The sequence below is a fragment of the Sulfitobacter sp. genome (genome assembly GCF_036961165.1).
Lineage (GTDB): Bacteria > Pseudomonadota > Alphaproteobacteria > Rhodobacterales > Rhodobacteraceae > Sulfitobacter.
In genome coordinates, this window is sequence record NZ_JBALVJ010000031.1 from 1 (window position 1) to 21495 (window position 21495).

Here is a 21495-nt window from a genome sequence, read left to right on the forward strand (position 1 = left end):
AGATGCATCTTAGCCAAGCCGCAAAACTGTCCTAAAAAGCAGGACCACTTCAATCCTTCACCTCCATGATCGCACCGAATTGGGCCTCAGGCTCTGTATGAAAGCCGGGGACGTCGACGATATCGTCAAACGAACAACCTGCGGCGGCCAGCACACCCTTTAAGTTATTGAACGCCAACTCGACCTGCTTCGCAAAGTCCGGCCCGGGCGTGCCATCTTCGCGACTGCCCACCTGACCCGAGACGAACAGAAGGTCGCCAGAGCGGATCGCAGCAGAGTAGCGATTGGTGTCATAAATATCCTGACGGTCCGCTGGAAACATGGCGACGGGTTTGGACACCACGTCCTCCTGATTTGTGGTTGGATACGGCGGCCCCCCGCCTTGGTCAGCAGGATAACGCTGGCAATCAATATCAGGCCCGCATTGTGCGGGGAAAAGCAAGAGTTGTCGCCCCGCCGTTGGCCAGCGCAACTTGCTTTGTATAAAGCACCAGAACCGCGCAGGCCTACCAAGCAAGGCCGCGCAGGTATGAAACGCTGATCGCCATCGCAACCAAAGCGACGACAGGCAGGCCGATTAGTCCTCCGACCACGCCATGCATAGACCAACACAGTCCCCCTAACAGCGCCTGCCCTGCCAAAAGGAACTGGGCGCAGATCGCGGCAGGCAGGGTGCATGCTAACCATGTGAAAAAGGCCGACGCCCGCAGCCTGTTCACGGCATATCTGTCATGCTTTTGTACCGCCATTGGCTCAGACCTTTTCAGCGCTGGCGTCGCTGCAATTTACGCGTGCACTGCGCTGACATAGCCTTCGGCAGCTCCCGCCAACCTATGGGGGCAAGCTTATCTGCGGCAAACAGCAGGCGCGGAGCATACCACGGCAGACCGCTGCGATGCGCGGTTGCCTTGAGCGGTGTCAGAACTTCTTCGAAAGTGAAATGGTTCTGTCCCGCACGGCCATATGCCTCGGCCAGATTGCCCAGCGCCGGAACGCCCGTCATGGTGGCGGCGACGCTGCGGCAAAAGGTCTGATCGGCGTTGAAACAGGTATCCCGGTGTCTGTTTTTGAATCCCACATAGAAGGGCTCGAACAGGTCACACTACCTCAAGAATCCTACGTGGCTGCGATGCGACGTGATCACACTGCGGCGAACAGGTTTAGTCTGGAGGCGTGGCTGGAGTTCCCCCATATCGTGATGTCCGGAAAAAGAGTGTCGCAATCGCCACTGAATGCACAACTGGCTGCTCTGGGTCTGGCGCGCCGTGTCGGCGCGGTTGTACCGCCCTTCAAACTGGTGCCATCCATGCTAGCCAAGACGGGCTATATCGCAGTGGTCACCAAAAACGGCTTTGAGCTTCAGGCACATGCAGATTTGGCAACCCTTCCCCCACCGCTGGGCGTCAAAGGCTTCCCCCTAGATTTGGCGTATAACCAACGGCAAACAAGCAACCGCGGCGTTCCGCATGTGATCGCGGATATCCGCAGGTTCTTTCGAGCGTGGACCAGCAAACACTATTCTGTGCCACCAACGCAAAAGGCGCGCCCCGCAGGACGCGCCTTTCTATTTCGAACCAAGCGTAGCTTAGGACAGCGAGCTGTCGATGCCTTTGCAAGCGTCAACAAGGCCTTTGACCGCGTTCACAGAGCTGTCGAACATCGCCTGCTCGTCTTTGTTCATGGAGATTTCTACAACTTTCTCAACGCCACCTGCGCCGATCACGGTTGGAACGCCCACGTAAAAGCCGTTCAGACCGTAAGCGCCGTCAACATATGCGGCACAAGGCAGCACGCGTTTTTGATCTTTGAGGTAAGCTTCGGCCATCTCGATCGCGGAAGTCGCAGGCGCGTAAAACGCGGAGCCGGTCTTCAACAGGCCAACAATCTCGGCGCCGCCATCACGGGTACGCTGAACGATTGCGTCCAGTTTCTCTTGTGTGGTCCACCCCATCTTCACCATGTCGGGGAGCGGGATACCTGCAACTGTGGAATAGCGTGTCAGCGGCACCATTGTATCACCGTGGCCACCCAGCACAAATGCAGTCACGTCGCGCATGGAAACGTTGAACTCTTCTGCAAGGAAGTGACGGAAGCGTGCCGAATCGAGCACACCCGCCATGCCGCAGACTTTCTCGTGTGGCAGACCGGAGAATTCGCGCAGCGCCCAAACCATCGCGTCCAGCGGGTTCGTGATGCAGATAACGAAAGCGTTTGGCGCGTGCTTGGCAATCCCCTCGCCCACGGACTTCATGACTTTCAGGTTGATGCCGAGCAGGTCATCACGGCTCATGCCGGGCTTGCGCGCAACACCAGCGGTTACAATGCAAACGTCTGCGCCAGCGATATCTGCATAATCCGATGTACCGGACATTGCAGCATCAAAACCCTCGGACGGGCCGGATTCCGCGATATCAAGCGCCTTGCCTTGGGGCAGGCCATCAGCGATGTCGAACATCACCACATCACCCAGTTCTTTAACAGCCGCGAGGTGGGCCAGCGTGCCACCGATATTACCCGCGCCGATCAGCGCAATTTTGGCTCGTGCCATGTTGGAGTACTCCATGAGGTTTGCGTTGGGAGGGGGGATAAACCCATCGGCTTCCGCGTGCAAGACAACTCACCACCCGCACACGTGCACCGCGAGAAAGGCCGCCCCCGAAGGAGCGGCCTTGTATCGTCTCAGATAATGTAGGGATTAGCTGGCTTCACGCTCGAATGCGGGTGTTGCTTCCAGCTCTTCTTTGGAAGTCTTGACCACCAAGAAGCGGTCTTCGCCATCTTCTTCCGTCAGCACTTCGATCGCGCTCATCGGAACAGACACGTCACGCTCACCGATTCCGAGGAAACCACCTACGCCGAGGATCACAGAGGACACTTTGCCGTCAGCGGTGATCAGCACGTCATTGATTTCGCCAATATCGTTCCATTCTGTTTCCGCATCAGCGTTCATATAAGCGGATGTGTCCATGTCGGCTTCGACGTTGTAGATTCGCATGCCGATCAGGTTCGACGCAAGAAAGTCGGTTGGCATTGCAGAGACAGAACCGATTTTCATGTCACGGTCCATGGTGGCAACATCAGCGTTGGCCGCTGCGTTTGTATCGGCGTCCATTGTGCCAGCTTCGCTCTGAACCGCAGTGGATTCGTCAACCTTGGGAGCTGAGTGCGACTCGGCAAATGCGGCACCGGTAAGGGACATCATAATAGCAGTTGTTGTAAGAAGGCGTTTTATTTTGATTATTCCTAGCTGTTTGTTAAAGCTTAACTTCTTCTGCCTAATCAACCCGCTGTTGCCAAAAATGGTTCCAACGTCTTTCACATTTTTTGATAATCCCATGAAGGTGTCGCTCACGCCCTTTCACCGTGTGGCTGAACACTCTGGGACATTTGGCTTTTTTCAAAAACGGGGTACACCGCTCTGCATCCCGCGTCAGGTGAGGGTCATAGATTTGCGAACACAGTGCAGATCATTGAACCGGATAACCCATCCACCGACGTTTTCACCTTGCGGCCCCGATCCCCACCACGGCCGCAGGTGATCGGATGCAGATTTTCAGACCCCGCATTTAGGCGGCGCGTAAAATCAAAGGTTGGAGCCGCGTACCGTTGGTGTCAAACACTGCCGCAACCGGCCGAAATCAAGAGGTGCACATGCTCGAACTCAATTTCTGGTTCTTCGCCATTGCCGGACCGGCGGTTCTGTTTGCAGGCATCTCAAAGGGCGGCTTTGGTTCTGGTGCCGCTTTTGGATCGGCGTCTGTTCTTGCTTTGGTGGTAGATCCCGGGCTGGCCCTTGGCGTGATGCTGCCTTTGCTGATGCTGATCGACGTGGCGTCGCTCAAACCTTACTGGGGCCGCTGGCACCTGCGCGAAGCGTTGCTGGTGATTGCAGGCGCGTTGCCCGGTGTGGCGCTGGGCGCAGCTCTTTACCAAGTCGCTTCGCCCGATTTCTTACGGCTGCTTATTGGTTTGGTGTCAGTGGGATTCGTTGCATGGCAAATTAGCCTGAAACGGGGCTGGCTGCGTATTGGCGGAAAACCCATGCCAGACGGCGCAGGGTTGTTGGCAGGCATAGCCGTAGGCTTCACCAGCTTTGTCAGCCACGGTGGCGGGCCGCCTGCTGCTGTCTTCCTGCTTTCGCGCAATCTGGGCAAGACTGGTTATCAGGCGACATCGGTGCTCATTTTCTGGGCCGTAAATATCGCCAAGTTCGTTCCCTACGCATTCTTGGGCATGTTTACGCTAGAAACAGCTAAGGCCAATCTGCTGTTGGCCCCTTTCGCGCTGGCCGGTGCGTGGATGGGGGTGCGCGCGCACCGAGCTGTACCAGAACGCGCGTTTTTCGCCCTGACGTATGTGCTACTGACCGTAACAGGCGTGAAATTGATCTGGGACGGCGTTACCTGAGATCAGGCGTCACTACCTTTGGCAGGCAGCGCCTCGGCCACCTGTTCATATGACTGACCAGACGCCACAAGACAGCTAACGCCGCTGGGCATGGTCACCAGAATTGTCCAGCTTCCGGTCTCTTCGCTGGCAAACACCTCAACCATGGCGTTGTTAGAGCCGATACCCACAGAGTGACGCGTTTCGCCGAATCCATCTGCCAGCCGCTCGACCACCGCATCGCGCGGTCCGCAATTAGCGCGCGATTGTGCGTAAGCTTGTGAAGTAGACGCGATGTACAACGCCGCCGCAGCCGTTAGCGCAGCAAGGTGGAGAATCTTAGCAGTCCGAGTCATATCAGTGCCCTTCCAGTGGTGAGGCAGTGTGCGCGCCCGTAAAAGCGACACAGCCCCGATTGATCTGTACTCCATCACAGTCCAGAAAGCCCCTGTGGCGATCCTTGCGACGCTTTAGCAACGTGTTAACCCTGCCCCAGTGCCCCTGAAAACAAAGTTAACGCTGCGTCCGCAAGTCGTTGCACTGTGGCTTTTTGCTGCACTGCGGCGCCTTTGATCTTGAAGTTTATCGCCAAAAATGCCCCTCTGCGCGCAACATTATTACGCCACCCATCCCCAAGGAGCCTATCATGCCCTCAATCGCCCGTCCCTTGCGTTCCGTGCTCTATATCCCTGGCTCCAAGCCCCGTGCGCTGGACAAAGCACGGGGTCTGCCCGCTGATGCCATCATCTTCGACCTCGAAGATGCGGTGATTCCTGAGGAAAAAATCGCCGCGCGCGCGACCCTCACCGAAGCGCTTGCCACCGGAGGCTACGGCAGCCGCATGAAGATTATCCGCATCAACGGTCTGGACACTGAATGGGGTGCGGATGACGCGAAAGCCGCCGCTGACATGGGCGCGGATGCCATCTTGTTGCCCAAAGTAAACAGCCCTGCCGATCTGGATGCGCTTGCAGCCATCACCGGCGACATGCCGCTTTGGGCGATGATGGAGACCCCATTGGGCATGTTGGGCGCCGCCGCTATTGCCGCTCACCCCAAGCTGCAAGGCATGGTGATGGGTACCAATGATCTGGCGAAAGACTTGCAAACCCGGTATCGTGCAGACCGCCTGCCGCTTATGGCGGGCCTTGGCCTGTGCGTGCTGGCAGGCAAGGCACATGGCGTGGCGCTGATTGACGGCGTTTACAACGCTTTCAAGGATGACGAAGGGCTGCGCGTTGAATGCGACCAAGGTCGCGACATGGGCTTTGACGGTAAAACGCTGATCCACCCCGCACAGTTGGACGTGGCAAACGACGCCTTCTCCCCTTCTGATGCAGAGGTTGATCTGGCCCGTCGTCAGATCGCTGCGTTTGAGGAATGCGAGGCCACCGGACAGGGTGTTGCAGTGGTCGACGGCAAGATCGTCGAAAATCTACATGTTGCCACGGCCCGTGAAACACTGGCAAAGGTTGAGGCGATAGCAGCCCTCAACACGGAGTAACTCCTCATGACCCTTCTGATCCTCGGCCTGATCCTGTGGAGTGGCGCCCATTACTTCAAACGCATGATGCCTGCACAGCGCAGCGCGATGGGCGACAAAGGCAAAGGGGTAGTGACAGCTGGAATCGTCGCGGGGCTGATCTTTATGATCATCGGCTACCGTATGGCTGACTTCATACCAGTCTGGAACCCGCCTGCGTTCTTAACAGGCATCAACAACCTCGGCATGCTGCTCGCCTTTTGGGTATTCGGATCAAGCGCTGCAAAGGGGGCCAAAGCATGGCCTGCCTATAAACTGCGCCATCCGCAATTGACGGCTGTGAAAATCTGGGCCGCAGCGCACTTGCTGGTGAATGGCGACCTTGCCTCGATTATCCTGTTCGGCGGCATGCTGGCTTGGGCTGTTGGCTCGGTCATCCTGATCAACCGCGCCGAGCCTGACTGGACCGCACCTGACCGCGCTGGCCGTGTGACCTATATCCGACTTGCCGTGATTTCGCTGGTTCTGTTCAGCATCACGGCCGGCATCCACATCGCCCTTGGCGTTAATCCCTTCTCCTGAACCAATCGGAGCTCTCATGAAACTCTACCGTTTCCTGTCGGAGGAAGACACCTCCGCCTTTTGTCACAAAGTCACCGATGCGCTGAACAAGGGATGGGAGCTTTACGGCTCTCCTACACAGACGTGGGACCATACAGTCGGCGTGATGCGCTGCGGCCAATCGGTCGTGAAAGAGGTCGAAGGCACCTACACCCCAGAGACCAAGCTGGGAGCGCACTGAGATGGCCACGAAGACCAACGCAGGCAATTTTTTTGAAGACTACAGCGTGGGGCAAATCCTGACCCACGCTGTACCACGCACTGTAAAGATGGGTGAGCGCGCGCTCTATCACGCGCTTTATCCTGCGCGCCACGCGCTGTATTCGTCCGACCAGTTCGCGCAGGACTGCGGTCTGCCCTTCAGCCCGTTAGACGATATGATCGCGTTTCACGTGGTGTTCGGGAAAACCGTGCCGGATGTGTCGCTGAATGCGGTCGCCAATCTGGGCTATGCCCAAGGCCGCTGGCTGCTGCCTGTCTGGCCAGGTGACACGCTGCGCAGCCAGTCCGAGGTGATCGGGCTAAAGCAAAACTCAAACGGCAAAACTGGTGTGGTTTATGTGCGCACGACAGGTCTGAACCAGCATGACGAAGCGGTGCTGGAGTATGTCCGCTGGGTCATGGTGCGCAAGCGAGATGCCCAAGCGCCTGCACCGGAGGCCGTCATTCCTGATCTGCCCGCCGCGCTAAATGCGTCGGATTTGGTCGTCCCCAAGGGTCTCGATTTTACCAACTACGACTTCACCCTCGCCGGAGAGCCGCACCGCTGGGGCGACTACGAGGTTGGTGAAAAGATTGACCATGTGGACGGCGTCACGATTGAGGAAGCCGAACACATGATGGCCACGCGCCTGTGGCAGAACACTGCAAAGGTGCATTTCGATACCTCTGCCCGTCCCGACGGCACCCGCTTGATCTATGGAGGACACGTGATCTCCATGGCGCGCACCCTGTCCTTCAACGGGTTAGCAAATGCGCAAATGGTTGTGGGCCTTAACGGTGGCGCGCACGCGAACCCCTGCCTTGCGGGCGATACCATCCATGCGTGGTCCGAGGTATTGGACAAAGCGGAGACCGCGGCACCGGGCGTTGGCGCAATCCGCATGCGTCTAGTTGCAACAAAAGGCGGCCAGCCTTTTGAACTGCGCGGCGAGGACGGCAAGTACCTACCGACCGTGCTGCTGGATCTCGACTATTGGGCTCTTATCCCGACCTGAAGCTCTTCGTGACACTCCTCGCTGATGCATGAAACCGGCGGGGAGTGCCCCACTCCCCTTCTGGTGGCACCCCAGAATCCGGAAACAAAAAAGACCTCATTTAGGTCCGGCAGAAACTTGCAAATTCGGTTTTACTGTGGGTTTGAGGCATAATCGAAAAACCCGATCCCATTTTTGGGTGATTTCTTATCCTGCCCCACCCGATTCTCCACCTCACGCCAACATTTGTGATCACAGATTTTTGACGTGTGATCACAAATGTCGCTTTTTGGTGGATTTAACTTTCTACCTGCGAAATGCTGTTCAGGAAAAATTACGTATTTCGCTTATACATCGCTTAATCAGAACCAAAGACGGGACCGTCTCTTATGAACATCCATGAATACCAGGCCAAAGCCCTCCTACGCAGCTACGGCGCGCCAGTCTCCGATGGACGTATTGTCCTCAAAGCTGAAGATGCCAAAAACGCTGCTGGCGAACTTGACGGGCCGCTCTGGGTCGTTAAGGCACAAATCCACGCCGGCGGACGCGGCAAGGGCAAATTCAAGGAAGCAGACGCAGGCGAGGCCGGCGGTGTGCGCCTGACCAAATCCGTGGCCGAAGCTGCCGAGGAAGCCAAGAAGATGCTGGGCCGTACTTTGGTCACGCACCAGACTGGCCCAGCGGGCAAACAAGTCAACCGTGTCTACATTGAAGACGGCTCCGGCATTGAGACCGAACTCTACCTCGCGCTGCTTGTTGATCGCGAAACATCGCGCGTTGGCTTTGTCTGCTCCACTGAGGGCGGCATGGACATCGAAGAAGTTGCCGAAAACACACCTGAAAAGATCATCAACTTTTCCGTTGATCCTGCGACAGGGTTCCAAGCATTCCACGGCCGCCGCGTTGCATTCGCGCTGGGCCTGGAAGGCAAAGCTGTCAAACAGTGCGTTGGCCTGATGGCTCTGCTCTACAAGGCGTTCGTCGAAAAAGACATGGAAATGCTCGAGATCAACCCACTGATCGTCACCGACGGCGGCGACCTCAAGGTATTGGACGCCAAGGTTTCCTTTGACGGTAACGCCATGTACCGCCAGCCCGACATTGCCGAACTGCGCGACACCACCGAAGAAGATCCCAAAGAGCTTGAAGCGTCCAAGTACGACCTTAACTACATCGCGCTCGACGGTGAAATTGGCTGCATGGTAAACGGTGCCGGCCTTGCTATGGCGACCATGGACATCATCAAACTCTACGGCGCAGAGCCTGCCAACTTCCTCGACGTAGGTGGCGGCGCGACCAAAGAAAAAGTGACCGAAGCGTTCAAGATCATCACCTCTGACCCGCAGGTCAAAGGCATCCTTGTCAACATTTTCGGCGGCATCATGCGCTGCGATGTGATCGCAGAGGGCGTTGTGGCTGCGGTTAAAGAGGTGGGTCTGAAAGTGCCATTGGTTGTGCGTCTCGAAGGCACCAACGTTGCAGAAGGCAAAGCCATCATCAACAACTCCGGCCTTGATGTAATTGCCGCCGATGATCTGAAAGACGGCGCTCAGAAAATCGTGAAAGCGGTTAAAGGCTGAGGGAATGGCACTGATCGCGAAAATTAATGGTCCGTTGAACATTTCAACAGATGGGGTCGCGCAGATAAATGCGCGGCCTTACAAGCAGTCAACTGTTCAAGCAGGTGACGAGATTTTCGTTTGGACATCAGAGCAATCTGGCGGATATGAACTGGCAGCACATGGCTTTGTTCAGACCGCTAGAATCGAAAGTTTTGCCAATAAAAATGGACAGGGCGAACATAAAGAACTGGTGCTTGACCTAAAGATCGCGGCCAGCGCACCCTTGCGTGCCCTTACGGTCGACCAAATCGCACCGCGCCGTGACAGCGAAAGCGCTGCACGCGGTGATGCCCTTTATAAACATGCACTTAACAAAATCACCTCGATAGAGTCCGAAACCGCGGATTTTGTCAGGTCACACTTCAAGGAACAATAACATGGCCGTACTCATCGACGAAAACACCAAAGTCATCTGTCAGGGCCTCACCGGCTCGCAGGGGACATTTCACACCGAGCAGGCGATTGCCTATGGCACTAAAATGGTCGGCGGTGTGACCCCCGGCAAAGGCGGTCAGACGCATCTGGACCTGCCAGTGTTCAACTCTGTCCACGAGGCGCGCCACGTCACAGAAGCAAACGCCACCGTCATCTACGTGCCCCCGCCCTTCGCCGCTGACTCCATTCTGGAAGCCATCGACGCAGAGATGGAGCTGATCGTCTGCATCACCGAAGGTATTCCGGTTCTGGACATGATGCGCGTCAAACGCGCACTGGACGGCTCCAAATCCCGTCTGATCGGCCCCAACTGCCCCGGTGTTATCACGCCAGATGCGTGCAAGATCGGCATCATGCCCGGCCACATCCACATGCGCGGTTCGTGCGGCGTTGTTTCCCGCTCCGGCACACTGACCTATGAGGCGGTCAAGCAGACCACCGATCTGGGTCTGGGCCAGTCCTCTGCCGTTGGTATCGGTGGCGACCCGATCAAAGGGTCCGAGCATATCGACATCCTCGAAATGTTCCTTGCCGATCCTGAGACAACGTCGATCATCATGATTGGTGAAATCGGTGGTACAGCCGAAGAAGACGCAGCACAGTTCCTTACTGACGAGCGCAAGGCAGGCCGCTGGAAGCCAACAGCCGGTTTCATCGCGGGTCGCACAGCCCCTCCCGGCCGCCGCATGGGCCACGCAGGCGCGATTGTTGCCGGCGGCAAAGGCGACGCGGAAAGCAAGATCAACGCCATGCGCGAAGCCGGTATCGTTGTCGCGGATAGCCCAGCAACGTTGGGTGAAGCGGTGCAAGAAGCGATCAACAAGGGTTAATGCATCAGTGTTCCGCAAACTTTCCAGATATTTGTCTGTTACAGGCCGCATGCCTCGGTCTGTGTTCTGGAAGTTTGCGGCCCTCTGGCTCCCCCTTGTCGTCGTTGTTTTGATGTATGTCGCACCTGACCTCCAGTGGATTTGGTATATAGACAACTTTCTTTGGGTCATCGTGCTCATGATCCCGGCGTTTACAACTGCCCATCAGCGGATCAAAGATACCAGAGAGCATGGCCGGATGGCTTGGTCACCAATAGTCCCATTTGCTAATTTCTATTGCGTCTACGTGGGGATACTTCTCATATTTTTTGGCCCAGCATATTTGATGGCGCAACATGGCGGCGGCTGGACCGATGCCGCGGCGATTGGTTCGGCGGGCGTCGGAGTCTTCTTCGGCGTTATTCTCTATTTCCTCTTTTACCCTGCGGTGATTCTTGCAGGTATCGCCACCTTGATGTGCGTTTCTCAGGTATTGGGCCAATGCCTTGTTCCTTCTATTTCCGGCTCAAACACATACGGTCCTAACCCTAATGAGGTCACTCCATGACTGATCACCCTGCCAACGACCAATTCCACGCGTCCTCCTTCATGCAAGGCCACAACGCCGAGTATCTGGAGCAGATGTACGCCCGCTATGCCAATGACCCCTCGGCGGTTGATGAAAGCTGGCAAGCGTTCTTTGAAGCGCTTGGCGATGCCGAGCAGGACGTAAAAGCCGAGGCGACAGGCCCCTCTTGGGCACGCAGCGACTGGCCTCCAATGCCCGGTGATGATCTTACCGCAGCGCTGACTGGCGAATGGCCTGTTGAAGCAAAAGCCGCAGGCGGCAAGATTGCCGAAAAGGCTGCCGCCAAAGGCGTCGAGATTACTGACGACCAGATCCAGCGCGCTGTTCTGGATTCCATCCGAGCGTTGATGATCATCCGTGCGTTCCGCATCCGTGGCCACCTAGCCGCTGACCTTGATCCACTGGGCATGCGCGATCAGACCCCGCATCCAGAGCTTGAGCCAAAAACATACGGCTTCACCGAAGCCGACATGGATCGTCCGATCTTCATCGACAACGTGCTGGGTCTGCAAATCGCAACCATGCGTCAGATCACGGACATCCTGAAAGCCACCTATTGCGGTACCTTTGCACTGCAATACATGCACATCTCCAACCCAGAAGAGGCCGCGTGGCTGAAGGAACGGATTGAGGGTTACGGCAAGGAAATCGCGTTCACCAAACAGGGCCGCAAGGCGATCCTGAACAAGCTGGTCGAGGCCGAAGGCTTCGAGAAATTCCTGCACGTCAAATATATGGGTACAAAGCGTTTCGGCCTAGATGGTGCCGAGTCGTTGATCCCCGCGATGGAACAGATCATCAAGCGAGGCGGCAACCTTGGAGTGCGTGATATCGTTATCGGCATGCCGCACCGCGGACGTCTGTCCGTGCTGGCAAACGTCATGCAGAAACCCTACCGTGCGATCTTTAACGAGTTTCAGGGCGGCAGCTTTAAACCCGAAGATGTGGATGGCTCCGGCGATGTGAAGTACCATCTCGGCGCGTCCTCTGATCGTGAATTTGACGGCAACACTGTGCACCTGTCGCTGACGGCGAATCCCTCCCACCTTGAAGCTGTGAACCCTGTTGTGATTGGCAAAGTACGGGCGAAACAGGACCAACTGGGTGATAAGGATCGCACCGCTGTTATGCCCATCCTGCTGCATGGCGATGCAGCATTTGCGGGTCAGGGTGTTGTGGCTGAATGTTTCGCACTCTCTGGTCTGCGCGGTCACCGTACCGGCGGGACCATGCACATCGTTGTGAACAACCAGATCGGCTTTACCACCGCACCGCACTTCTCGCGCTCCTCCCCCTACCCCACCGACAACGCGCTGGTGGTCGAGGCGCCGATTTTCCACGTCAACGGCGACGATCCCGAAGCTGTCGTGCATGCAGCGCGCGTTGCGACAGAGTTCCGTCAGAAATTCCACAAAGATGTCGTCATCGACATGATCTGCTACCGCCGCTTTGGCCATAACGAAGGGGACGAACCGATGTTCACGAACCCTGTTATGTACAAAAAGATCAAAAAGCAGAAAACCACTCTCACCCTCTACACAGAGCGTCTTGTGAAAGACGGCCTCATTCCAGAGGGCGAGATCGAGGATATGAAAGCGCAATTCCAAGCCAAGCTGAACGAAGAGTTCGAGGCTGGTAAAGAATACCGCCCCAACAAGGCTGACTGGCTGGACGGCAAGTGGTCGAACCTCGAAAAGGCCAAGGAAAAGAAATATCAGCGCGGCAAAACCGCGATTGCACCAGAAACCTTGGCCGACGTCGGCAAGGCGATCAGCACTGTGCCTGAAGGCTATCCGGTGCACAAAACCATTGATCGCCTGATGGAGGCCAAGGCCAAGATGCTTGAGACCGGCGACGGTTTTGACTGGGCAACGGCTGAGGCGCTGGCCTTTGGCTCGCTGCTCACCGAAGGATACAAAGTCCGCCTTTCAGGTCAGGACAGTGCGCGCGGCACCTTCTCGCAGCGTCACTCCGCCGTGATCAATCAGGACACGGAAGAACGGTACTATCCACTCAATAACATCCGCACAGGGCAGGCCGACTACGAAGTCATCGACTCGATGCTGTCGGAGTACGCAGTGCTGGGCTTTGAATACGGCTACTCTCTGGCAGAGCCAAACGCACTAATACTTTGGGAAGCGCAGTTCGGCGATTTCGCCAACGGCGCGCAGATCATGTTTGACCAGTTCATCTCTTCGGGTGAAAGCAAATGGTTGCGTATGTCCGGCCTCGTTTGCCTCATGCCGCACGGCTATGAGGGACAAGGCCCCGAGCACTCCTCAGCCCGTCTGGAACGTTTCCTGACAATGTGCGGTGGTGATAACTGGATAGTGGCAAACTGCACGACGCCAGCCAACTACTTCCACATCCTGCGCCGCCAGCTGCACCGCAGCTACCGCAAGCCGCTGATGTTGATGACGCCAAAGTCTCTGCTGCGTCACAAGTTAGCCGTCAGCAAAGCAGAAGAGTTCACCACAGGCAGCAGCTTCCACCGCGTTTTGTGGGATGATGCACAGCAGGGCAACTCGGACACTCAACTGATGACCGACGACAAGATCAAGCGCGTGGTCATGTGCTCCGGTAAGGTCTACTATGACCTGCTGGAAGAGCGCGATGCGCGCGGCATCAAGGATGTCTATATCCTGCGCTTCGAACAGTTTTACCCATTCCCCGCGCAATCGGCGGTCAAGGAGCTGGAACGTTTCAAGAATGCGGAAATGGTCTGGTGTCAGGAAGAACCCAAGAACCAAGGCGCGTGGTCCTTTATCGAGCCAAACCTTGAGTGGGTTCTGGGTCGTATCAAAGCCAAGCACAAGCGCCCCGATTACGCTGGCCGCACCACGGCGGCTTCGCCTGCCACCGGCCTTGCCTCACAACACAAAGCACAACAAACAGCGCTCGTGAACGATGCGCTGACAGTCAAAGGATCGTAAACCATGTCAAGCGAAGTCCGCGTGCCCACACTGGGCGAATCCGTTACTGAAGCAACCGTGGCCACATGGTTCAAGAAAGCTGGCGACACTGTCGCCGTTGACGAAATGCTCTGCGAGTTGGAGACCGACAAGGTCACCGTCGAAGTACCCAGCCCGATTGCAGGCACACTGAGCGAGATTGTCGCCGCCGAAGGTGAGACCGTTGGCGTCGATGCCTTGCTGGCAATGGTTTCCGAAGGCGATGCAGGCAATGCCGCTGCCCCCAAAGCGAAAGAAGCGTCCGAGACCAAAGGTGCCGCAACGCAATCTCCTGCTGCAGCCGAAGGCGGCGCATCTGTGGATGTGATGGTTCCCACATTGGGCGAATCTGTGACCGAGGCGACAGTTAGCACATGGTTCAAAAAGGTCGGCGATACTGTCGCTCAGGATGAAATGCTTTGCGAGCTTGAAACAGACAAAGTCTCCGTCGAAGTTCCAAGCCCTGCAGAAGGTGTTCTGACCGAAATCACAGCAGCCGAAGGTACGACAGTTGATGCGAAAGCCAAGCTTGCCGTGATCGCCGCAGGCGAAGGTGAGGCGGCTGCTCCTGCCTCCCAATCAGCGCCCGCCCCTGAAGCGCAACAAGCGAGCTCTGACAGCAAAGATGTCGAAGATGCGCCTTCCGCCAAAAAGGCGATGGCCGAAGCGGGTCTAAACCGTGATCAGGTCGCCGCAACAGGCCGCGATGGCCGTGTAATGAAAGACGACGTGGCAAAGGCGCTGGCTGCTGGTACGTCAGCTGCACCCGCCGCAGCCCCAAGCGCGCCGCGCGCACCAGTCAGCGCCGATGACGCCAGCCGTGAAGAGCGTGTAAAGATGACGCGCCTGCGCCAAACCATCGCGCGCCGCCTCAAGGAAAGCCAGAACACCGCTGCAATGCTCACCACCTATAACGAGGTCGACATGACCGAGGTGATGGCCCTGCGCAACGAGTACAAAGACCTCTTCCTGAAGAAGCACGGCGTCAAACTTGGCTTCATGTCCTTCTTCACCAAAGCTTGTGTGCATGCCCTGAACGAAGTGCCCGAAGTGAACGCAGAGATTGACGGCACAGATGTCGTTTACAAAAAATTTGTGCACATGGGCATTGCTGCTGGTACGCCAACCGGCCTCGTTGTCCCTGTGATCCGTGATGCGGATGCCATGTCCTTCGCCGCGATCGAGAAAGCCATCGCCGAGAAAGGCGCGCGCGCCCGGGACGGCAAGCTCAGCATGGCAGAAATGCAGGGCGGCACCTTCACCATCTCCAACGGTGGTGTCTATGGCTCGCTTATGTCCTCGCCCATCCTGAACCCACCACAGTCGGGTATCCTTGGCATGCACAAGATTCAGGATCGTCCAATGGCGATCAACGGTGAGGTTGTCATCCGCCCAATGATGTATCTGGCCCTTAGCTACGATCACCGCATCGTGGACGGCAAAGGCGCCGTGACCTTCCTTGTGCGCGTGAAAGAAGCACTCGAAGATCCACGCCGTCTGTTGATGGATCTGTAACTCAAGCGCCCCACCCTTCTGAGGGGTGGGGCCACCGCACGGCGGGCAGAATGGCCTATCTGAGCCCAACCATCCTCATCTCCGCCGTTGTGGCCTTGAAGGCCCGTTGACATGGTTGACCGGCACACCACTTAACACAGACACGCGACAAACCGCTGGATATGTTAAGGTGCAACTCAAAGAGGACTGGACCGTTCAGGAATTCGAAACCAAAATTATTGTCAGCTGCCCCCTCCTGCGGAACACAAGCCGCGCGCCGCAGCCGAACACCCTGAGGAGAGACTATGGAAACCCAGATGATCTGCCACTTCGAAGTCACATCCTTTGATGACTGGCACGCCGCCTTTCAGGCCGACGAAGAGGCGCGCCGCGATGCAGGCCTCAGTGTGCTGCAAATCTGGCGCGATGCCGACAGCACCACACATGCCTTCGCGCTCCTGTCGGTCAATGACCGTGCGCGGGCAGACGCATGGATTACTCGATCAAATGCGCTCAGCTCGGATGATGCCTCGACCATCACCCATGCCAGCCATTTCTTCATCAAGACAGCCTGATGAGCATTGAGCTGACCGCCCTCACCCTTGCCGGCCTGCTGCAATTTTTGCAGTACGGTATTTATGCTGTGCCCGCTAATCTCGAGCTGGGCAGCGGCTATACTATGTCCGCCCGTGACCGTGAGCCGAGCAGGCCGATGACACCGAAAACCGCCCGCCTTGGCCGCGCTTTTGACAACCATTTCGAAGGGCTGATCCTTTTCGCCATCGCTGTGGGTGTCATCCAAATGTCAGGTCAGAATACCGGTTTTACAGCCAGTTGCGCCGTGGTCTATCTCGCGGCGCGCGTGGCCTATGTTCCGGCCTATGCGATGGGCTGGAAACCGTGGCGCTCGCTCATCTGGTTTGCTGGTTTTCTGGCTACGCTGGCGATGCTGCTGGCAGCGCTGTTTTGACTTTTCACCGTATGTCTGCGCGGTGCGCGTGCAGTATACCATATGTGACACACGATTTTTCCAAAGGAGATCTTCATGTCCGACTATGACGTTATCATCATCGGCTCCGGCCCCGGCGGCTATGTTGCGGCCATTCGCTGCGCTCAACTGGGCCTGAAAACCGCTTGCGTCGAAGGACGTGACACATTGGGCGGCACCTGCCTCAACGTGGGCTGTATCCCGTCAAAGGCGCTACTGCATGCCAGCCACATGCTGCATGAAGCAGAGCATAACTTTGCAGAAATGGGCCTGAAGGGAAAAAGCCCCTCGGTCGATTGGCCGCAGATGCTGAAGTACAAGCAATCCACTGTGGACACCAACACCAAGGGTGTCGCCTTCCTGTTGAAAAAGAACAAGGTCGACTGGATCAAAGGCTGGGCCAGCATTCCCGAAGCAGGAAAGGTCAAAGTCGGCGATGATATCCACACCGCCAAAAACATCATCATCGCGTCCGGGTCCGAACCTTCGAGCCTGCCCGGTGTTGAAGTCGATGAAAAAGTTGTCGTCACATCAACCGGCGCGCTTGAACTTGGCAAGGTGCCAAAGAAGCTTGTCGTAATCGGGGCCGGTGTGATCGGGCTTGAGCTTGGCTCGGTCTATGCGCGCCTTGGGTCCGAGGTCACCGTGGTCGAATATCTGGATCACGTCACACCCGGTATGGATGCCGAAGTGAGCCATCAGTTCCAGAAGTTGCTGACAAAGCAGGGCCTGACATTCATCATGGGTGCAGCCGTGCAAAAGACCGAGGCCACCAAATCCAAGGCCAAAGTCACCTATAAACTGCGCAGCGACGAGTCCGAGCACGTCATTGACGCAGACACCGTACTGGTCGCAACCGGTCGCAGTCCTTACGTCAAAGGCCTTGGCCTTGATGCATTGGGCATCACCATGACGAAGCGCGGCCAGATCGCTGTGAACAATCATTGGGAGACATCGGTCAAGGGCATCTATGCCCTCGGTGACGTCATTGAAGGTCCGATGCTCGCGCATAAAGCGGAGGATGAGGGCATGGCTGTCGCCGAGCAGATTGCGGGCAAGCACGGTCACGTGAACTACTCCGTGATCCCCGGCGTTATCTATACCCACCCCGAAGTTGCCAACGTCGGCGAAACGGAAGAAACTCTCAAAGCGGCGGGTCGTGCTTATAAGGTCGGCAAGTTCAGCTTTATGGGCAATGCGCGGGCCAAGGCGAACTTCTCCGGTGACGGCTTTGTAAAGCTGCTGGCAGATAAAGAGACAGACCGCATTCTGGGCTGCCACATTATCGGTCCCTCAGCCGGCGAATTGATCCATGAAATATGCGTTGCAATGGAATTCGGCGCATCTGCGCAAGACCTCGCCATGACATGCCACGCGCACCCGACCTATTCAGAAGCGGTGCGCGAAGCAGCGCTTGCCTGTGGCGATGGCGCGATCCACATGTAAACAGGTCTTCGGACAAGGGGGCAGGCTTTGAGACAAGGCCTGCCCCAGATCCTTTTCAAGGATCTGCTATCACCCAGAATTCTCGCCGCATCTAAACATCAGGATGTAAGGCCGATGGCCGCTTTGCAGCCATCGCAACATTCCAAAATCTAGCTTTTAGAATAGAGATGCGCGAAGCCGGTTTCTTCCAGCAGAGCATCTGACGCGGTTTCAATCCGCTTTTCCAATTCCGCTACAAACGCATGTCGCTCCAGACCCGACGGGATTGGAGCAAGAAATTCCACCACCGCAACACCAGGGCGGCGGTATAGCCCACGGCGCGGCCAAAACACGCCCGCGTTGGTCGCAACAGGATAGCAAGGCTGCCCCAGCTGCTCGTAAAGCACTGCGGTGCCAACCTTATAGGGCATATGCGTGCCGGGAGCAGAGCGCGTCCCTTGGGGGTAGATTACTAATTGGCCCGGATCGCGCAGTCCTGCTTTTACATCCGAAAGCATCTTTGTGATCGCTGCACCGCGTTTGCCCCGGTCAACGAACACGAACTGCATTTTCGTGACGTACTGCCCCAGAAACGGCGCATAGCGCAGTTGGCTCTTCATGATGAATTTGGAGGCGGGAAGCGCGTTGTAGATCATTAGGATATCAAGAAATGACTGGTGTTTCGCAGCTACCAGCGCCTCGATTGTTGGCGGCGTACCACGCACTTCGCAGCGCAGGTTTATCATCCAACCCGCCGTCCAGATCACCCAGCGTGCATAGGCACGGCAGCCCGCATAAGCGCCGCGCTTTGAAACCATTGCCCATGGGGCATAAAGCAACCCGATAACCGGCAACATGATCGTCGCTTGTGTAGAAAAAAGGATCGAGCGGATCCACTGCAAGAGCTTCATGACAATTCTTCCAAAGTACGCCGCGCGGCCAAACGGGTTGCTGCAAACGCCACCGCAGCAGCCAAGGGCGGTATCAGAAGGGGCATCAACCAGTGCACGCCCTGAAATCCGAGCCCCGTCAGGAAGCTCGCTGTCTCATCTCCCCCACGCGGCATGAACAGCACAGCAATCATTCCCAACACCATGCCTGCTGCTGCGCCAATCAGCGCCCGCAGGGTAAAGCGGCGGATGAAAGCATGTGCAATGTAGTCATCGGTCGCGCCAACCAGCCGCAACACCGCAACCACCTGAGCGTTAGCCGCAAGAGCAGCATTTGCTGCCAGCGTCACCATCGCCGCCGTCACTGCCGCAATCAACAAGATCGAAGCCCAACCCAGTATGCGCAGACGCGAGGCTGCCTTCACCAGCGGCTCGCGCCAGCGGCTGTGATCGTCCAGAACCGCACCCGGCACCTCCGCCGCTAACCGCAGTCGCAGACCCGCCGCATCCATTCCGTCTGAAGTCTCGATCACTTCAATCAGCCGTGGCACAGGCAAAGCATCAAGTTGCAGCTTTGGACCGAACCACGGGGCAAGCAACGCTGCCTGCTCATCATTGCTCAATGCACGGGCTTGTGCGACGCCCTTGGTCGTCTCCAGAATACGCAGGGCCGCATCGGTTTGGGCCTGCTGTTGTTCGGCTGGTGCCGCGATACGGATGGTCGCCGAGCGGGCCAATTCTTCACCCCATTGGGTCGCAAGTCTCCCTGCTGCCAGTGACATGGCAAGCGCAAAAACCGCCAGAAAGGCCATGGCTCCGGCAGCGAACAAGGTCAGCTGCGCGGTGAAGCCGGAACGTGGTACAACACGGTCGGCTTGCGCATCCGAATGGATCAAACGCTGAGTGATGGCCCGCAACTGCTTCACAGATCTGCCCCCGCCAGTTGGATACGGCGGTTGGCGATGCGCAGCACCCGCGCTTGCACGTGCGCCTTGGTGGCGCGGATCAGGCTCAAGTCATGGGTGGCAACAAGCACGGTTTTGCCCATACGGTTCAACTCGATCAACAACCGCAACAGGCGCTGGGACATGTCCCAATCCACATTCCCTGTCGGCTCATCTGCGAGCACGACGTCGGGGGACATGATCACCGCCCGGGCCAAGGCAGCGCGCTGACGCTCGCCTCCGGACAATTCTGGGGGCAGTGCAGCTGCGCGTTCGGTCAGGCCGACCCAATGCATCAGATCGCCCAAATCCTCGCCCTGCGCCTCGGCGCTGCGGCCAGAGACATGCAGAGGCAAGGCAATATTCTCGGAAACCGGTAGATGGTCCAAAAACTGGCAATCCTGATGCACAACGCCCACGCGGCGGCGCAACAATGCGACGTCATCGCGAGTCAGCGTGCGCACGTCTCGGTCAAACAGGCGCACATGCCCAGCGGTTGGCAGCAGCGCCCCATAGCACAGCTTCATCAATGTTGTCTTTCCCGAACCTGACGGCCCGGTGAGAAAATGAAAAGATCCGGGCGCAAGCTTTAGCGAGATGTCGGACAACAACTCCCCCCCACCATAGCTGTAGGCCACATTTTCCAGCTCGATCACGGCTCGCCCCTTTTGGTTAGCCTGTTGTGCCTGAGCATCGCTTGGGTTTCAATCCATGCGCATATGCCAAACGTGCCATATTGCACTTTTCGCGCCACCGGTTAACTCTTATGGTAGAGTTATTGAGTGGTAAACGGGTCAAAGACCGTTTTTTCGGGGCGTTAGATGAGACTTATCTGTCCAAATTGCGATGCACAGTACGAAGTGCCAGACGAGGTTCTGCCCGCCGCAGGCCGCGATGTGCAGTGCTCAAACTGTGGCCAGACATGGTTTCAGTACCATCCTGACAACATGCCCGACGAGGATGTTGATACACAGAATCTACCAACGCCAGATGAAGAGGTCGCTCCACCGCCGCCGCCGCCTCCTCCCGCACCGCCGGCACCAGCGCGTAAGCAGCTTGATCCCGCTGTGGCGGATATCCTGCGTCAGGAGGCCGAGGCCGAACAAGCGGCACGCTTTGCCAATCGAACAGCCAGCTTAGAAAGTCAGCCCGATTTGGGCATGGACCTTGAAGATCCCGAACCGCAAGAGGCGTCAGAGCGTCGCGCCAACGAGGCGCGTGACCGGATGGCGCGTCTGCGCGGGCAAGAGAATTTTGATGATCAAGCCTCCGAGGCTGTGCCGGACGCCGAAGCAGCCGCTACCTTGGGTTCACGCCGCGACCTGCTTCCCGATATTGAAGAAATCAATTCGACCCTGCGGTCTGGCAGTGCCCGCACGGGCGCTGGTGCCGCTGATGTCGGCCCTGAAATCGAAGCTCCGACATATCAGCGCGCACGTCGCGGTTTCCGCGTCGGGTTTTTGACAGTGCTTATGATATTCATCATTCTCGGCGTGCTGTATGTCATTGCACCGCGTCTGGCTGAATCCGTTCCTGCGCTTAAGGGCCCGCTAGACAGCTATGTCTTCATGGTAGACCAGCTACGTGTCTGGCTCGATAATGGCTTGCAAAGCGCACTGAAATCTCTGGATTCAGTTGCTAAGGACAGCGGCAACTAGG

General features: G+C 57.1%; 24 protein-coding genes. 15 read left to right on the forward strand and 9 right to left on the reverse strand.

The window, feature by feature from the left end:
- Positions 1-49: 49 nt before the first annotated feature.
- The 5 genes from V7730_RS13435 to V7730_RS13455 all read right to left on the reverse strand — a co-directional run bounded on the left by V7730_RS13435 (position 50) and on the right by V7730_RS13455 (position 3352).
- Entirely contained in the window at positions 50-340 is a 291-nt protein-coding gene (locus V7730_RS13435) for a Rid family hydrolase (protein ID WP_335748110.1), read from the reverse strand.
- Positions 341-506: 166 nt separating this feature from the next.
- Positions 507-749 carry a DUF6220 domain-containing protein gene (locus V7730_RS13440; protein ID WP_335748111.1) on the reverse strand — a complete coding sequence of 81 codons (243 nt, stop codon included), beginning with the start codon at positions 747-749 and terminating at the stop codon, positions 507-509.
- 14 nt (positions 750-763) lie between these two features.
- A complete protein-coding gene (locus V7730_RS13445; RefSeq protein WP_335748112.1) occupies positions 764-1003 on the reverse strand; it encodes a hypothetical protein in 240 nt (79 codons plus the stop codon).
- Between the two features lie 582 nt (positions 1004-1585).
- Complete coding sequence (mdh, locus tag V7730_RS13450) at positions 1586-2548, reverse strand: malate dehydrogenase (protein ID WP_335748113.1); 963 nt, start codon at positions 2546-2548, stop codon at positions 1586-1588.
- Positions 2549-2695: 147 nt separating this feature from the next.
- The gene (locus V7730_RS13455; protein WP_335748114.1) at positions 2696-3352 is read right to left on the reverse strand and encodes a PRC-barrel domain-containing protein; all 657 of its coding nucleotides are present in this window, start codon (positions 3350-3352) and stop codon (positions 2696-2698) included.
- Between the two features lie 299 nt (positions 3353-3651).
- Here V7730_RS13455 and V7730_RS13460 point away from each other — a divergent pair, with 299 nt between their 5' ends.
- Complete coding sequence (locus tag V7730_RS13460; protein WP_335748115.1) at positions 3652-4407, forward strand: sulfite exporter TauE/SafE family protein; 756 nt, start codon at positions 3652-3654, stop codon at positions 4405-4407.
- Positions 4408-4409: 2 nt separating this feature from the next.
- Here the strand turns inward: V7730_RS13460 and V7730_RS13465 are convergent, their stop codons facing one another.
- On the reverse strand, positions 4410-4742 hold the full coding sequence (locus V7730_RS13465; RefSeq protein WP_335748116.1) for a hypothetical protein: 333 nt from the start codon (positions 4740-4742) through the stop codon (positions 4410-4412).
- Between the two features lie 290 nt (positions 4743-5032).
- Between V7730_RS13465 and V7730_RS13470 the strand changes: the two genes are divergently transcribed.
- The 13 genes from V7730_RS13470 (at position 5033) to lpdA (ending at position 18023) form a co-directional block, all read left to right on the forward strand.
- Entirely contained in the window at positions 5033-5890 is an 858-nt protein-coding gene (locus tag V7730_RS13470; protein WP_335748117.1) for an HpcH/HpaI aldolase/citrate lyase family protein, read from the forward strand.
- Between the two features lie 6 nt (positions 5891-5896).
- Entirely contained in the window at positions 5897-6451 is a 555-nt protein-coding gene (locus V7730_RS13475) for an NnrU family protein (RefSeq protein WP_335748118.1), read from the forward strand.
- A 16-nt stretch (positions 6452-6467) separates the two neighbouring features.
- Positions 6468-6671 (forward strand): DUF1737 domain-containing protein, encoded by a 204-nt coding sequence (locus V7730_RS13480; protein WP_335748119.1) that lies wholly within the window; start codon positions 6468-6470, stop codon positions 6669-6671.
- Position 6672: 1 nt separating this feature from the next.
- Positions 6673-7707 (forward strand): MaoC family dehydratase, encoded by a 1035-nt coding sequence (locus V7730_RS13485; RefSeq protein ID WP_335748120.1) that lies wholly within the window; start codon positions 6673-6675, stop codon positions 7705-7707.
- Between the two features lie 368 nt (positions 7708-8075).
- Positions 8076-9269: an ADP-forming succinate--CoA ligase subunit beta gene (gene sucC / locus V7730_RS13490; protein ID WP_335748121.1), complete on the forward strand. Its 1194-nt coding sequence runs from the start codon at positions 8076-8078 to the stop codon at positions 9267-9269.
- A gap of 4 nt (positions 9270-9273) precedes the next feature.
- The gene (locus V7730_RS13495) at positions 9274-9687 is read left to right on the forward strand and encodes a hypothetical protein (protein WP_335748122.1); all 414 of its coding nucleotides are present in this window, start codon (positions 9274-9276) and stop codon (positions 9685-9687) included.
- A 1-nt stretch (position 9688) separates the two neighbouring features.
- Entirely contained in the window at positions 9689-10576 is an 888-nt protein-coding gene (gene sucD / locus V7730_RS13500) for a succinate--CoA ligase subunit alpha (protein ID WP_335748123.1), read from the forward strand.
- 7 nt (positions 10577-10583) lie between these two features.
- The gene (locus V7730_RS13505; protein ID WP_335748124.1) at positions 10584-11123 is read left to right on the forward strand and encodes a hypothetical protein; all 540 of its coding nucleotides are present in this window, start codon (positions 10584-10586) and stop codon (positions 11121-11123) included.
- On the forward strand, positions 11120-14077 hold the full coding sequence (locus V7730_RS13510) for a 2-oxoglutarate dehydrogenase E1 component (RefSeq protein WP_335748125.1): 2958 nt from the start codon (positions 11120-11122) through the stop codon (positions 14075-14077). Before V7730_RS13505 ends, V7730_RS13510 begins: the two co-directional genes overlap by 4 nt.
- Before the next feature lie 3 nt (positions 14078-14080).
- Positions 14081-15610, forward strand: a complete 1530-nt coding sequence (odhB, locus tag V7730_RS13515; RefSeq protein ID WP_335748126.1) for a 2-oxoglutarate dehydrogenase complex dihydrolipoyllysine-residue succinyltransferase — start codon at positions 14081-14083, stop codon at positions 15608-15610.
- Between the two features lie 284 nt (positions 15611-15894).
- Positions 15895-16164, forward strand: coding sequence for a hypothetical protein (locus V7730_RS13520; RefSeq protein WP_335748127.1), 270 nt, complete (start codon positions 15895-15897; stop codon positions 16162-16164).
- Positions 16164-16559, forward strand: coding sequence for an MAPEG family protein (locus V7730_RS13525; RefSeq protein WP_335748128.1), 396 nt, complete (start codon positions 16164-16166; stop codon positions 16557-16559). The genes V7730_RS13520 and V7730_RS13525 overlap by 1 nt, the downstream gene beginning before the upstream one ends.
- Positions 16560-16634: 75 nt before the next feature.
- On the forward strand, positions 16635-18023 hold the full coding sequence (gene lpdA / locus V7730_RS13530) for a dihydrolipoyl dehydrogenase (RefSeq protein ID WP_335748129.1): 1389 nt from the start codon (positions 16635-16637) through the stop codon (positions 18021-18023).
- A 149-nt stretch (positions 18024-18172) separates the two neighbouring features.
- Here the strand turns inward: lpdA and V7730_RS13535 are convergent, their stop codons facing one another.
- The 3 genes from V7730_RS13535 to V7730_RS13545 are packed head-to-tail and all read right to left on the reverse strand — an operon-like array spanning position 18173 to position 20492.
- The gene (locus tag V7730_RS13535; protein ID WP_335748130.1) at positions 18173-18913 is read right to left on the reverse strand and encodes a lysophospholipid acyltransferase family protein; all 741 of its coding nucleotides are present in this window, start codon (positions 18911-18913) and stop codon (positions 18173-18175) included.
- The gene (locus V7730_RS13540; RefSeq protein WP_335748131.1) at positions 18910-19818 is read right to left on the reverse strand and encodes a cell division protein FtsX; all 909 of its coding nucleotides are present in this window, start codon (positions 19816-19818) and stop codon (positions 18910-18912) included. The genes V7730_RS13535 and V7730_RS13540 overlap by 4 nt, the downstream gene beginning before the upstream one ends.
- Positions 19815-20492 (reverse strand): cell division ATP-binding protein FtsE, encoded by a 678-nt coding sequence (locus tag V7730_RS13545; RefSeq protein WP_335748132.1) that lies wholly within the window; start codon positions 20490-20492, stop codon positions 19815-19817. The genes V7730_RS13540 and V7730_RS13545 overlap by 4 nt, the downstream gene beginning before the upstream one ends.
- A gap of 165 nt (positions 20493-20657) precedes the next feature.
- Here V7730_RS13545 and V7730_RS13550 point away from each other — a divergent pair, with 165 nt between their 5' ends.
- Positions 20658-21494 (forward strand): zinc-ribbon domain-containing protein, encoded by an 837-nt coding sequence (locus tag V7730_RS13550; RefSeq protein ID WP_335748133.1) that lies wholly within the window; start codon positions 20658-20660, stop codon positions 21492-21494.
- The last annotated feature ends 1 nt before the right edge of the window (position 21495 follow it).

Coding starts and splice junctions, on each gene's coding strand:
- V7730_RS13440 (WP_335748111.1), bottom strand. CDS start 749: ATGGCGGTACAAAAGCATGACAGATATGCCGTGAACAGGCTGCGGGCG.
- V7730_RS13460 (WP_335748115.1), top strand. CDS start 3,652: ATGCTCGAACTCAATTTCTGGTTCTTCGCCATTGCCGGACCGGCGGTT.
- V7730_RS13535 (WP_335748130.1), bottom strand. CDS start 18,913: ATGAAGCTCTTGCAGTGGATCCGCTCGATCCTTTTTTCTACACAAGCG.
- V7730_RS13520 (WP_335748127.1), top strand. CDS start 15,895: ATGGAAACCCAGATGATCTGCCACTTCGAAGTCACATCCTTTGATGAC.
- V7730_RS13525 (WP_335748128.1), top strand. CDS start 16,164: ATGAGCATTGAGCTGACCGCCCTCACCCTTGCCGGCCTGCTGCAATTT.
- V7730_RS13475 (WP_335748118.1), top strand. CDS start 5,897: ATGACCCTTCTGATCCTCGGCCTGATCCTGTGGAGTGGCGCCCATTAC.
- sucC (WP_335748121.1), top strand. CDS start 8,076: ATGAACATCCATGAATACCAGGCCAAAGCCCTCCTACGCAGCTACGGC.
- odhB (WP_335748126.1), top strand. CDS start 14,081: ATGTCAAGCGAAGTCCGCGTGCCCACACTGGGCGAATCCGTTACTGAA.
- V7730_RS13510 (WP_335748125.1), top strand. CDS start 11,120: ATGACTGATCACCCTGCCAACGACCAATTCCACGCGTCCTCCTTCATG.
- V7730_RS13470 (WP_335748117.1), top strand. CDS start 5,033: ATGCCCTCAATCGCCCGTCCCTTGCGTTCCGTGCTCTATATCCCTGGC.
- lpdA (WP_335748129.1), top strand. CDS start 16,635: ATGTCCGACTATGACGTTATCATCATCGGCTCCGGCCCCGGCGGCTAT.
- mdh (WP_335748113.1), bottom strand. CDS start 2,548: ATGGCACGAGCCAAAATTGCGCTGATCGGCGCGGGTAATATCGGTGGC.
- V7730_RS13485 (WP_335748120.1), top strand. CDS start 6,673: ATGGCCACGAAGACCAACGCAGGCAATTTTTTTGAAGACTACAGCGTG.
- sucD (WP_335748123.1), top strand. CDS start 9,689: ATGGCCGTACTCATCGACGAAAACACCAAAGTCATCTGTCAGGGCCTC.
- V7730_RS13495 (WP_335748122.1), top strand. CDS start 9,274: ATGGCACTGATCGCGAAAATTAATGGTCCGTTGAACATTTCAACAGAT.
- V7730_RS13550 (WP_335748133.1), top strand. CDS start 20,658: ATGAGACTTATCTGTCCAAATTGCGATGCACAGTACGAAGTGCCAGAC.
- V7730_RS13480 (WP_335748119.1), top strand. CDS start 6,468: ATGAAACTCTACCGTTTCCTGTCGGAGGAAGACACCTCCGCCTTTTGT.
- V7730_RS13465 (WP_335748116.1), bottom strand. CDS start 4,742: ATGACTCGGACTGCTAAGATTCTCCACCTTGCTGCGCTAACGGCTGCG.
- V7730_RS13445 (WP_335748112.1), bottom strand. CDS start 1,003: ATGACGGGCGTTCCGGCGCTGGGCAATCTGGCCGAGGCATATGGCCGT.